This is a genomic window from Klebsiella sp. CN_Kp106, assembly GCF_040064575.1.
Classification (GTDB): domain Bacteria; phylum Pseudomonadota; class Gammaproteobacteria; order Enterobacterales; family Enterobacteriaceae; genus Klebsiella; species Klebsiella michiganensis.
Genome location: NZ_JBEAIG010000047.1, coordinates 112338 through 124143 on the forward strand (window position 1 = coordinate 112338; position 11806 = coordinate 124143).

General features: G+C 61.9%; 9 protein-coding genes. 5 read left to right on the forward strand and 4 right to left on the reverse strand.

Features of this window, described 5'->3' with window-relative positions; translation table 11 throughout:
• Positions 1-71 precede the first annotated feature (71 nt).
• Positions 72-2381: a molybdopterin-dependent oxidoreductase gene (locus tag ABLU96_RS14100; protein WP_064404772.1), complete on the reverse strand. Its 2310-nt coding sequence runs from the start codon at positions 2379-2381 to the stop codon at positions 72-74.
• A gap of 538 nt (positions 2382-2919) precedes the next feature.
• Between ABLU96_RS14100 and ABLU96_RS14105 the strand changes: the two genes are divergently transcribed.
• Genes ABLU96_RS14105 through ABLU96_RS14125 form a run of 5 tightly spaced genes read left to right on the forward strand, consistent with a single transcriptional unit; the run spans position 2920 to position 8390 of the window.
• Entirely contained in the window at positions 2920-3900 is a 981-nt protein-coding gene (locus tag ABLU96_RS14105; RefSeq protein ID WP_004848735.1) for a sugar ABC transporter substrate-binding protein, read from the forward strand.
• Positions 3901-3944: 44 nt separating this feature from the next.
• Positions 3945-5450 carry a sugar ABC transporter ATP-binding protein gene (locus ABLU96_RS14110; protein ID WP_047725149.1) on the forward strand — a complete coding sequence of 502 codons (1506 nt, stop codon included), beginning with the start codon at positions 3945-3947 and terminating at the stop codon, positions 5448-5450.
• Positions 5447-6433 (forward strand): ABC transporter permease, encoded by a 987-nt coding sequence (locus ABLU96_RS14115; protein ID WP_047724256.1) that lies wholly within the window; start codon positions 5447-5449, stop codon positions 6431-6433. The genes ABLU96_RS14110 and ABLU96_RS14115 overlap by 4 nt, the downstream gene beginning before the upstream one ends.
• Positions 6433-7434, forward strand: a complete 1002-nt coding sequence (locus ABLU96_RS14120; protein ID WP_025106413.1) for an ABC transporter permease — start codon at positions 6433-6435, stop codon at positions 7432-7434. The genes ABLU96_RS14115 and ABLU96_RS14120 overlap by 1 nt, the downstream gene beginning before the upstream one ends.
• Before the next feature lie 11 nt (positions 7435-7445).
• The gene (locus tag ABLU96_RS14125; protein WP_064404775.1) at positions 7446-8390 is read left to right on the forward strand and encodes a sugar kinase; all 945 of its coding nucleotides are present in this window, start codon (positions 7446-7448) and stop codon (positions 8388-8390) included.
• Between the two features lie 38 nt (positions 8391-8428).
• Here ABLU96_RS14125 and ABLU96_RS14130 read toward each other — a convergent pair whose 3' ends face one another.
• From ABLU96_RS14130 to ABLU96_RS14140, 3 genes are read right to left on the reverse strand one after another with little or no spacing between them, the layout of a single operon-like run.
• Complete coding sequence (locus ABLU96_RS14130; RefSeq protein ID WP_049082033.1) at positions 8429-9457, reverse strand: 2-hydroxyacid dehydrogenase; 1029 nt, start codon at positions 9455-9457, stop codon at positions 8429-8431.
• Positions 9454-10950, reverse strand: coding sequence for an FGGY-family carbohydrate kinase (locus ABLU96_RS14135; protein WP_032748674.1), 1497 nt, complete (start codon positions 10948-10950; stop codon positions 9454-9456). Before ABLU96_RS14135 ends, ABLU96_RS14130 begins: the two co-directional genes overlap by 4 nt.
• 24 nt (positions 10951-10974) lie before the next feature.
• Positions 10975-11586: a methylthioribulose 1-phosphate dehydratase gene (locus tag ABLU96_RS14140; protein WP_064404777.1), complete on the reverse strand. Its 612-nt coding sequence runs from the start codon at positions 11584-11586 to the stop codon at positions 10975-10977.
• Positions 11587-11806: the final 220 nt, after the last annotated feature.

An 11806-nucleotide genomic window follows, 5' to 3' on the forward strand; every position in this document is an offset into this window, starting at 1 on the left:
CCCGACCCGCAAACGGCGATAATCCTGTAAGCCGGGCAAGGCGCCAGCCGCCGCCTGGCGATTCTCTGCGCCTAAGCGCCAATAAACCTCGGCGGGTCGAAAGCGGTCACCGGCGGTAGCGCGTCCCGCCACGGCGCGATCTCCACCCAGCAGCTTTGGGCGCTGCAACCCTGCCCCAGCCGCGAGCTGCCGCGATCCTCGGTTAACACGTTGGGATTGCCGTGCTTATCCAGCGAGCCTTTTTCATTCGGGTCCAGCGGATCGTACCAGGCGCCGGTCGACATCTGCACCACTCCCGGCAAAATCTGCTCGCTGAGGTGCACCCCGGCAAGAATGGCTCCCCGGGCGTTATAAACCTTGACCACGCTGCCTTCGCTGATGCCCCGCGCCTGCGCATCCTGCGGATGCATCCACAGCGGCTCGCGCCCCTGAATTTTCGTCGCCCGGCTCACGCTGCCGTGATCGTACTGGCTGTGCAGGCGGGTGCGCGGCTGGCTGGAGAGCAGATGCAGCGGCCAGCGCGCCGCCTCCTGCCGCTGCCAGGCCGCCTCCTGCTCATCCCACCACGGGTGGCCGGGACACTCGCGATAGCCAAACCCGGCGATGGTTTCGGAAAAAAGCTCGATCTTGCCGGAAGGCGTAGAGAGCGGATAGCGCTGCGGGTCGGCGCGAAAATCCGCCAGGAAAACCTGCGGTTTCTCCGGCGCGCTGTATTCCAGCACCCCCTGCCGCCAGAATTCATCAAACGACGGCAGCGCGATCCCCTCTTCCCGCGCGCGCGGCCGCGACGCTTCGTAGATCTCCCGCAGCCACTGCCCGGCGTCGCGCCCCTCGCTAAAGCGCTCGCCGCAGCCCAGCCGCTCGGCAAGGTCGCAGAAGATGGCGTAATCATCGCGCGCTTCGCCTACCGGCGGGATCTGCGCGCTCATGGCGATCATAAAACCGTCGTGACCGCCGCTGCCGATATCTTCCCGCTCCAGCGACGTGGTGACCGGCAGAACGATATCGGAAAATTTGGCCTGCGCGGTCCAGAACTGTTCATGAACGACCACCGTTTCCGGCCGCCGCCAGGCTTCACACAGGCGGTTAATATCCTGATGATGATGAAACGCGTTGCCGCCGGCCCAGTAGACGAGGCGGATGTCGGGATAGCGCAGATGCTGGCCGTCAAACTCGTATGCCTCGCCCGGATGCAGCAGCATATCGGAAAGGCGCGCCACCGGAATCACCTGGTTTACCGCGTTCTCTCCGGCGGGAAGGCGCGGCCCGGAAAAGGCCTTACGCGCCGCCCCCGCCAGATTGGTGCAGGCGTAGCCAAACCCCAGTCCTCCGCCCGGCGTACCGATTTGCCCCAGCAGCGCGGTGAGCGCCACCGTCGCCCAGTAGGCCTGCTCGCCCTGGCGCGCCCGCTGAATCGACCAGGAGATATTGACCATCGTGCGCTGGCTGGCCATCTCGCGCGCCAGCGCGGCAATCCGCTGCGCCTCAATACCGGTTATCGCCGCCGCCCACTCCGGCGTTTTTGCGACGCCATCGCTCTCCCCCATCAGGTAGGCACGATAGGGCGCGAAACCCACGGTATGGCTGGCGATAAAACCCCTGTCGTAGAGGGATTCGTTAATCAGCACATAACAGAGCGCGAGCAGCAGCGCGGTATCGGTTCCCGGACGAACCGCAAGCCACTCGGCGCTCTCCACGGCGCTCAGGTCATTACGCACCGGGCTGATATTGATAAAGCGCGTCCCCTGCGCCTGCATCTTTTCCAGCCAGTATTTCAGCATATGGTCGTTGGCGCCGCCGCCGTTGACCTGCGCATTACGCAGCGGCAGGCCGCCGAATGCGACAAACAGCTGGCATTCGCGCGCCAGCTCGGAAAAGTGGGTGTGCTGGCGGTGCAGCGGGCTCAGCGGCCCGAGAATATGCGGCAGGATGCGCTCGCCCGCCGCGCTGCTGTAGGTGTTGGTGCTGGCGGTATAGCCGCCGAAGCACTTGAGGAAGCGGTGCAGCTGGCTTTGCGCGTGGTGAAAACGGCCGGCGCTGGCCCAGCCGTAGGAGCCGCCGAAAATCGCCTCATTGCCGCAGCGCGCTTTGACCGAATTCAGTTCGCGGGCCAGTAAATCGAGCGCCACCTCCCAGCTCACCTCAACAAACGGCTCTTTGCCGCGCCCCTCGCGCGAAGCCGGGCCATTTTGCAGGTAACCCGCGCGCACCGCCGGACGGCGAATGCGCGTCTCGCTGGTGACCGCATCGGGGAGCGACTGACCAATACGTGAGGGATTTTTATCCCAGGGCACCGGCGTCACCGCCTCAATGTTGCCGTCACGGGCCTGGACCTGCCAGGTTCCCCAGTGCATTACGGTCAGATTATGTTGTTTTTTCATCTTGCCTGTTTTCTTCTCACCCGATAAAGGCCGCCATAATAAAGCGTGCGAATCCTGGGAATAAAATACGTATCACCATACAATCTGCTGCTGAGAAAGGATTTTCCACGCAGAATAGTTCTACGCTATTCCGGGATGCGATATATTACAGCGACAGAATAATTTTAATTAAGCAGCAATCTTTATTTGAATAAATAAGAGTTGCAAGCAAATTAAGCCCACAAAATAAAAAGGGATTAAGCTGCATCATGAAATATTTTCAGGTTACAGATAACAAATTTACGTTTTCCTCAGGCAAATCTGCGATATAACATCGTTAATATACCCTAAATAATTCAAGTTTCAGGAAGGCGGCAAGTAAGAGAGTCCCGATGAGCTTACTCAAGTAAGTGATTCGGGTGAACGCACGTAGCCAACGCACATGCAACTTGAAGTATAACAGGTATAACTTAGACATATTTTGTATTTGAGATTGTGTGGCTGTTGTTGTCATGCTACTGCTCCGCACAGCCACCTCCATCACAGGACCATAATAAGAATGTCGCAGAAAATGAAATTATTGCCCATCGCGCTGGGCCTGCTCTCGCTCGCCTCCGTCAACGCTCTGGCGGCGGATGCCTTATCACTTCAGGGGAAAACTATCGGCGTCGCCGTGGTCGGGACGCAGCACTTCTGGGATCGTGAAGCCTATAAGGGTGCGACCGAAGAGGTAGAGAAACTGGGGGGTAAAGTGATCGGCGTCGATGGCGGCCGCGATAACCAGGTTCATGCGAATAACCACGATATTTTACTGTCGCGCAAGGTCGATGCGGTAATTAGCATTCTGGGCGACAGCGCCGTTGAGCCTAAATTCAAAGCGCTACGCGATGCCGGCATTCCGGTATTTACCGTAGACCACGTTTCAAAATATTCGGTCAATAACACCACCTCCGATAACTACACCCTGGGATCGACCATTGGTCGCTATATGGCCGATGAACTGGGCGGCAAAGGCAACGTTGCGGTATTTAACGCATTCTCCAGCTCCCTGCGTATTTGCGGCATTCGTTATGACCAGTGGAAATATGTCCTCAAAGATTATCCGGATATTCACATTATTCAACCGGAGCTGGCCGAGCAGTTTGCCAACTCGCCGGAAGATGCGCGTAAGAAAACCCTCGAACTGCTGAGCCAGTATCCAAAAGGCAAACTCGACGCCATCCATGTCGCCTGCTGGGATCAGCCGGCTATCGGTATTGTCCAGGCGCTGGAAGAGACCGGCCGCGATAAAGACGTCAAGGTCACCGCGATCGACGCCGGCCCGGAAACCCTGGAGATCATGGCCGAGCCGGGCAGCCCGTTCGTCGCCAACGTCGCCCAGCAGCCGCACCTGATTGGCCAGACCTCCGCCGATAACGTCGCGCGCTACTTCGACAAACAGAAGCTGCCCCTGCAGACCTTTATTCCGGTGGTGCCGGTGAAAGGCCCGCAGGAGGCAAAAGCGGTCTACAAACAGCTGGGATATGGCGAACTGCAGTGATCACTCCATCCTCCGGCGGGGTTAACCCCGCCGCTGGTCTGGCGATGAACCAGATCGGCAAAAGCTTTGCCAACGTGACTGCATTAAATGCGGTCACGCTGCTTCTGAATCCCGGTGAAATTCACGGCCTGATCGGCGAGAACGGCGCGGGAAAATCGACGCTAATAAAAATCCTCGCGGGCGTCTATCGGGCCGACAGCGGCAGCGCCACCCTTGACGGCGCGCCGCTGCCGCTCGGCAATCCCGCGGCGATTGAAGCGCTGGGTATCCGCGTTATTCACCAGGAACTTAACCTGATCCCGCACTTTACGGTGGCGGAATCGGTGTTTCTCGGCCAGGAGTACCGCACCCGCTGGGGCGCGCTGGACCGGCGGCGAATGAACGCGGCCACCCGGGCGTTTTTCCGCGACAGCTGGCAGCTGGATATTCATCCCCGCCGCCTGATCCGCGACCTCAGCCTCGCCGAACGCAAGCTGGTGCAAATCGCCAGAGCGCTGATCGACGGCGCGGCAAAGCTGGTGGTATTCGATGAACCCACCGCGCCGCTGGAAGCGCAGGAAGCCGGCCTGGTCACCTCCGCGATTCTGCGCCTGCGGGAACAGGGGATCGCGATTCTCTACATTTCCCACTATCTCAACGAAATCGCCGCCCTTTGCGATCGCGGCACGGTGCTACGTAACGGCGAGGTAGTCGGCTACCCCGACCGGGCGCTTCTGCAGAATACCGACGCGCTGATCAAAATGATGGTCGGCCGCGATATCGAACAGCTCTATACCCCGCGCCAGAGCAGCGCGCATCAGGTCGATGCCGCTGCCCCGGTACTGTCGGTTCGCCATCTCAGCGACGGGCAGCAGTTACGCGATATTACCTTTGATATTCAGCCGGGCGAGATCGTCGGCGTCGCCGGACTGCTGGGCGCCGGGCGCGACGTGCTGATCGATCTGCTTTACGGGCTACGCCGCGCCCGCAGCGGTACGATAAGCGTTGACGGCCAGCCGAAGCGGCTGCGGACGCCGTATCAGGCTACCCGGGCCGGACTGGCCCTGGTGCCGCGCGACCGCCGCCATCAGGGGCTGATTCTCCCCTTCACCACCGCCGACAATATCAATCTGGCCTCGCTACCGGAGACCGCCACTTTCGGCTGGGAGCACCGCGGCCGGGCGCTGGAAAAAGCGCGCAGCTGGATCGACCAGCTCTCTATCCGCCCCGGCCGTCCGGAGCTTCCGGTGCGCTTTATGAGCGGCGGCAACCAGCAAAAGGCGATTCTCGCCCGCTGGCTGGGCACCGATGCGCGGCTTTTTATTCTTGATGAACCCACTCTCGGGGTGGATATCGGCGCGCGCCGCGATATTTATCAGCGCACCCGCGAGCTGGCGGATCGCGGTCGCGGCGTACTGGTCTCATCCAGCGACGCGCCGGAGCTGCTGGGCCTTTGCGACCGCATCCTGGTGATGTGGCGCGGCGAGCTGGTGGCCAATCTCCCGACCCGGGGGCTGACGCTGGACGCGCTGCTGGTGACGATTAACGGTGGACAGGAACAACAGGTATGAGTGCAGGTATCCAGCGCCGCCCCCTTCCGGGCATCACGACGCTTATCGAAAAATTTCCCCTGATTCTCTTTTTTGCGCTGCTGGTCTGGCTCAGCCTGCAGTCGCCTTTCTTTTTAAGCTGGCAAAATATCAGCATGATGCTGGTGCAAAGCGTGCCGCTGGCGATCCTCTGCTTCGGCCTGGTCTGCGTGATTGCCGTCGGCGGCGATGATGTGGTCTCCGGCGGCATCGACCTGTCGCTGCCCGCCATCGCGGTGCTCGGCGTCGCGCTGCTCAGCCTCGGCATGGCGGAGTGGAACACCCCTTACCTGGCGCTGCTGTTACTGCTGATCGCCGTTAGCCTGGCCTGCGGCGCCGTCAACGCCACGCTGGTGCTGGCGGCGGGCCTGCCGCCGCTGCTGGCGACCCTGTCAACTTCGGTGGCCTTCACCGGCCTGACCGACCTGCTGACCGGCCAGCGGCGCATCGCGGTGAGCGACCCGCTGATGGTGGCCTTTCGCGATAACGATCTGTTCGGCATTCCCTGGCCGCTGATCTATCTGCTGGCGGTATTCGCGCTGTTTCAGTTTTTGCTCCACCACTCCCGCTTCGGCCAGCATTTACAGGCGGTGGGCGGTAACCGCGATATGGCGCAGATGAGCGGACTCAACGTTCGCCGTTTGACCATTATCGTCTGGCTGCTGGCGGGCATCGCCGCCGGCCTGGCGATTTTGCCGCTGCTCAGCCAGGGCTCAGGCAGCTCCAGCGGCACGGCGACGCCGCTGCTGCTGGAAACCGTCCTCGCAACCTTTATCGGCGCGGCGTTCTCGCGGCGGCGCGTGGTCACCATCTGGGGGGCGCTGCTCGGCGCGGTGCTGGTCAACGCGCTCTCTAACGGGCTCGGCCTGCTGGGAGTGAATATTTTCTGGATGGGCGCGATCAAAGGCGGCCTGATCCTCGTGGTGCTGGCGGCTTCAGCGGTCAGACATAAAGGAGGCCATTAATGAGCCAACTGACGCTCAAGACCCCCTCTACGGGGCAAACCGGCAGCGGTCCGCTGGCGTGGCTATCGCGGGCAGGATTCGGCGTCATTACCCTGCTGGCGATTGCCCTGTTCGGCTGGGCGAACCCGGTATTTCTGACCTTCGATAACTGGGCCAATTTGCTGCAGGGCAGCGCGATTCTGCTGATCGTGGCGATGGCGATGACCCTTATCGTTAGCGCCGGGGCGATTGACCTCTCCGTCGGCGTGGCGCTGGATTTCGGCGCCGCTTTTGCGCTGGTGGCGCTGAAGACCTGGCACCTGCCGTGGCAGGCGGCGGTGGGCTGCGCGCTGCTCGGCGGGGTGATTATCGGCCTGCTGAACGCCTTTCTGATCCTTATCTGCCAGATTCGTCCGTTCCTCGCCACCCTCGGCACCTGGTTTATCGCCAGCAGCGCCGAGCGTATCTATACCGACGGCGGCGGCTCTATCTCCTACCGCCGGATGGCGCCGGAGTATCACGATCTGGCGGTCGGCAATATCGCCGGTATTCCGACGCCGGTGGTGATTGTGCTGGCGCTGTGGCTGGTAGCCTGGCTGCTGACCGAACGCACGCTGTTTGGCAAGTACGTGCGCGCTATCGGCCAGAACGGCGAAGCGGCACGTATCGCCGGGATCCGCGACCGCCGGACCATGCTGTGGGTGCTGGTGGCGGCCTCCGCGCTGTGCGCCGTCGGCGGCGTCATTCTCTCCGCCAACCTGCGCCAGTTTACGCCGCTGGCCGGCCAGGCCTACCTGATGGACGCCATCGCCGCGGTCTTTATCGGCACCGCCTTTAACCGGCTGGGCCGGGTCAGCATCGCCGGCACCCTCGGCGGGGTGCTGTTTCTCGCGATTATTGATAACGGCCTGAACCTGATGGGGCTGAACTACCTGGTGAAGGATGCGCTGGTGGGCGTGATTCTGGTGGTCGCGCTGGCCCTCTCCTTCTGGCAGGCGCGTCTGCGCCAGACCCATCGTTAAGCGGAGCACCTATGGCAGCTTTTGACGCCGTCTTTGTCGGCCTGACTATTCTTGATATCGCCGGTCGCCCGGTGATCGACATCCCGCCGCGCGGCGGGGTAGCCTTTATCGAACAAATTCGTCTTAACCCCGCCGGAACCGCCGCCGGGGCCAATATTAACGCCGCGAAGCTGGGCATTCGCACCGCCGCGGTGGCCTGCCTCGGTGAAGATGAAAAAGCCGATTTTATCCTCGCCAGCTATGCGCGGCTGGGGATCGACTGCTCGCTGGTCCAGCGCACGGCGGAGCAGGAAACGTCGGCGACGATCCTGCCCATCCGCCCCAACGGCGAGCGCCCGGCGCTGCACTGTCGGGGCGCTTCCGATGCGCTTTTTATCCGCGAAGAAGAGTTTGACGCGATCCTCGACTGCCGGTTCCTGCACCACGGCGGCACCGGCCTGCTGGCGGCGATGGATAGCGGGCAAAGCGCGCTGCTGCTGCGGGCGGCGAAAGCCCGCGGCGTCACCACCAGCTTTGATTTAATCGCCCCCGACGCACGCACCCTGGATCTGCTGCGCCCGCTGCTGCCGTCGGTGGACTACTTTATGCCTTCCCTTGAAGAAGCGGCGTATCTCTCCGGGGAGACCCAGCCGGAAGCGATTGCCCGCGTCTTCTTTGCGCTTGGCGTCGGAACCTGCATTCTGAAGGACGGCGAAAACGGCTCCTGGCTGCTGACCCGCGACGGCGCGGTCGAGCATATCGCGCCGTTCCGGGTCGATGCCGTAGATACTACCGGCTGCGGCGACAGCTACTGCGGCGGCTTTATTGCCGCGCTGGCCCGGGGGTTAAGCGTCAAAGCGGCGTGCGAGGTGGCTTCCGCCGTCGCCGCGCTGGTGGCGACCGGCATGGGATCGGATGCCGGCGTGGTGGACTGGCAGCATACGCAGGAGTTTATGGCGACCCACCGTCGCGGATAACAAGCTTCGCCGCCGCATTACGCGGCGGCAAGCGCGGCTTAACGCCACTGGTAGAGCAGCGGCTCTCCGGCGACATAGCGCTGGAGGTCGGCGGCAATCATCGCCGTATGTTTAGCAATGCTCTCCCGCGTCGCCCCGGCGATATGCGGCGTAATAATCACGTTATCAAACTCGGTGACAAACGGATGGTCGCGCCACAGCGGCTCGCTATGGTAGACATCCAGCGCCGCGCCGCCCAGCGGGCCGTGGCGCAGCGCGTGAATCAGCGCTTCTTCGTCCACGACCGCCGCGCGCGAGGTATTGATCAGCAGCGCGCCCGGCTTCATGCTGTTCAACAACGGCGCGTTCACCAGCCCATCGCTGTGCGGGCCGCTGCTCAGATGCAGGCTCACGATATCCGCCTCGCGGAACAGCCCCTCAAGGGTCGTCTTTTGCAGCCCCGGTTCGTTGATATCCTCGGCGGCGACAAACGGGTCCACCACCAGTACCGCCATGCCAAAGGCGCGGGCGATACGCGCCACCCGGCGGCCAATATTACCGTAGCCAATCAGCCCCAGGGTTTTGTTGCGCAGCTCGCTGCCTTTAAAGACTTCATAAGGGCTTTGCGGACTAACGTCCCACACAACATCTCGGCGCAGTCCGCTCTGGGTGGCCTGCGCGGCGTTTTCGGCGTGGGTGAATTCGCCGCGCTTCAGCGCCGCGTGGGATTGCGGAATATGCCGCGCCAGGCTCAGCATCAGCCCCAGCGTCAGCTCGGCGGCGGCGTCCGCGTTGCGCCCCGGCGTATAGAGCACGCGGATACCGCGCGCCTGGGCGGCTTTGGTATCAATATTCACCGGATTGGCGCGGGTGCAGGCGATCACCTGTAAACGCGGGCAGGCGGCGATCACCGCTTCCGTCACCTCATCGTAGCTGGTCACCAGCACCTCGGCGTCGTGGGCCAGTTCGATCAGCTGGCCTGCGCTCAGCTTCGGCTTGCCCAGCGCCCAGCCTTCTACCCGCAGTTCGCCCAGTTGCTGAAAAGCGCTGAGGTCGCCGGCGTGTTCGGCGGTAAAAACAATTTTCATATACGTTGTTCCTGAGAAATACGTTGAAGCGCCTCGCGGCGGGCCTGCCACACCGGGAGCATCTGCTCGCGCAGCAGGCGATACACCGGATAGAGCGCGGCGTAGCGGCTGTGCGCCTGCGGATGGGGTCGATAGCGGGTCTGCTCCAGCGCCGGATAGCGGCTCAGGGCATCGACGCTGCGCGCCGCCAGAATCGCCGCGCCGCGCGCGCTAAGCTCGTTGAAAGGACTGGAAACCACCGTTCTGCCGGTGCAGTCGGCAATGATTTGCAGCCAGGTTGCCGAAGCCGCGCCGCCGCCGGTCAGGTACAGTTCGCCGCCCTGCGGGTAGCCCTGAAGCGAGTCGACGATAGCGTAAGCCAGCCCTTCAAACACCGCCCGCAGCAGCTCCGCACGGGTGGTGTGCTGGCTAATGCCGAAATAACCGGCCCGCGCCTCGGGGCTAAAGAACGGGGCGCGTTCGCCGTTGAGGTAGGGCTGCCAGAAGACGCCGCCGCTGCCGGGCTCAACGCTGGCGATATGCTGTTCCAGCTGCTGTAAATCCGGCTCCAGCGCAATCTGCTGCTGGAGCCAGTCGATGTTCGGCGTCCCGGCCTGCATCGGAAAAAGGTTAATAAAGCTGCCCGCTTCGGTATGGGTGACGTAGCGCGTCCCCTCGTTGACCGTCTGGCGACCGTGGCAGACGATACCGGTGCAGCAGGTGGTGCCAAGAATGGTATAAATATCGCCATCGTTGACCGCGCCGCAGCCCAGCGCCGCGCTGCACACATCCAGCGCCCCCGCCGCGACCGGCGTGGCGGCGGGAAGCCCGGTCAGCGCCGCGACCTCTTCACGTAGCGCGCCCGCCTGCACGTCCGGCGCCAGCAGCGGTGGGAACAGAGATTGTAAATCTGCCAGGCCCATCTCATTGAGCACCACCGTGGATAGCTTTCCGCTCTGCTGATTCAGCAAAGAGGTGCTGGCATCGGTAAGATCCAGCGCCGCGACGCCGGTGAGGCGAAAGCGGATCCAGTCCTTGGCGAAAAACAGATAGCGGGCCGCCGCCAGCCGCTCCGGCTGGTGATGCTTGAGCCAGTACAGCTGCATACTGGTGTTGCAGGGCTGCAGATGGGTACCGGTATCGTCAAAGAAGCGACGGTCAAAACCGGGGCGACTGAGCAGTTCGCTCATCAGGTCGCGGCTGCGGGTGTCGCTCCACAGGATACCCGGCCCGACCGGTTCGCCTTCGGCGTCGCTGAGCCAGACCCCTTCGCCCTGACCGGCAAGGCCGATGGCGCGTAAACGCCCGCTTTGCAGCGCCGGATACCGGGCAATATCGCGTAAAATCGCCACCACCGACTGCCACAGCTGGGCCATATCCTGCTCGGCGTGGCCGTTGGCCGACAGCCGCGGGCCGGTGTTCTGCGCCGCGCTGGCGCACGCCTGAAAGCGTTCATCAAACAGCACCGCTTTCACGCGCGAGGTGCCGATATCGATTCCGAGATAAAAATCCATGCCTGACCCGTTGGTGAAGAGAAATTAGTCGCGCTCGTAGCGGCGGCGCATCAGTTCACATTCGAACAAAAATTCCAGTCCTTCGAGCTGGCGACGGGCTTCGTGAATGTCTTTGCCCCAGCAGGTCAGGCCGTGGCCGCGCAGCAGGAAGCCGTAGCGCAGCGGGTGGGTCTGCGCATAATCTTCAATGCGCGCCGCCAGGGCATCGATATTCTGGTCGTTATCAAAAATGGCGACCGGCACGGTATCAAGATGGCTGTGCTGGCCGGTCAGGGTTTTCTGCATCTCATAGCCCTGCAGCGCCAGGGTGACGCTTTTTTCAATCCGCGACAGCACGGTCGCGTTGACGGTATGCACGTGCAGCACGACATTCGCTTCCGGGAACAGGCGATACACCAGGGTATGCAGGCCGGTTTCAGCAGAGGGTTTACGTCCGGAAGGCGCTTTATTGCTGGCGATCTCCACCTGCAGGAAATCCTCCGTCGTCAGGCTGCCTTTATCGCGCCCCGACTCGCTCAGCCAGCACCAGGTCTCATCCTGACGCACCGACATATTGCCGCCGGTGGCCGGTGCCCAGCCTTTCGCGCCGATCCAATGACAGGTGGTGACCAGTTGCGCGAGTCTTTCTTGCCACATAGCAGTTCCTTAGTTTAGCGATGTTGTATTTAGCCGTCTAAATGGCTATTTACCCGATACTAACACCGCCAGCGTAAGCGAACAATATTTCAGGAAAGACTTACATTGATAATGGTTATATCAGAAAAGCATATGAAATTACTCTTTTTAACAACAATACAACTGAGCATTTTCATGACGCCAAAATTACCGCCTGCGGGCGGTTAAAAAGATGGGGGAT

Excerpts from the sequence above, each read along its gene's own strand:
- ABLU96_RS14100 (WP_064404772.1), bottom strand. The coding sequence starts at position 2,381 with ATGAAAAAACAACATAATCTGACCGTAATGCACTGGGGAACCTGGCAG.
- ABLU96_RS14105 (WP_004848735.1), top strand. The coding sequence starts at position 2,920 with ATGTCGCAGAAAATGAAATTATTGCCCATCGCGCTGGGCCTGCTCTCG.
- ABLU96_RS14110 (WP_047725149.1), top strand. The coding sequence starts at position 3,945 with ATGAACCAGATCGGCAAAAGCTTTGCCAACGTGACTGCATTAAATGCG.
- ABLU96_RS14115 (WP_047724256.1), top strand. The coding sequence starts at position 5,447 with ATGAGTGCAGGTATCCAGCGCCGCCCCCTTCCGGGCATCACGACGCTT.
- ABLU96_RS14120 (WP_025106413.1), top strand. The coding sequence starts at position 6,433 with ATGAGCCAACTGACGCTCAAGACCCCCTCTACGGGGCAAACCGGCAGC.
- ABLU96_RS14125 (WP_064404775.1), top strand. The coding sequence starts at position 7,446 with ATGGCAGCTTTTGACGCCGTCTTTGTCGGCCTGACTATTCTTGATATC.
- ABLU96_RS14130 (WP_049082033.1), bottom strand. The coding sequence starts at position 9,457 with ATGAAAATTGTTTTTACCGCCGAACACGCCGGCGACCTCAGCGCTTTT.
- ABLU96_RS14135 (WP_032748674.1), bottom strand. The coding sequence starts at position 10,950 with ATGGATTTTTATCTCGGAATCGATATCGGCACCTCGCGCGTGAAAGCG.
- ABLU96_RS14140 (WP_064404777.1), bottom strand. The coding sequence starts at position 11,586 with ATGTGGCAAGAAAGACTCGCGCAACTGGTCACCACCTGTCATTGGATC.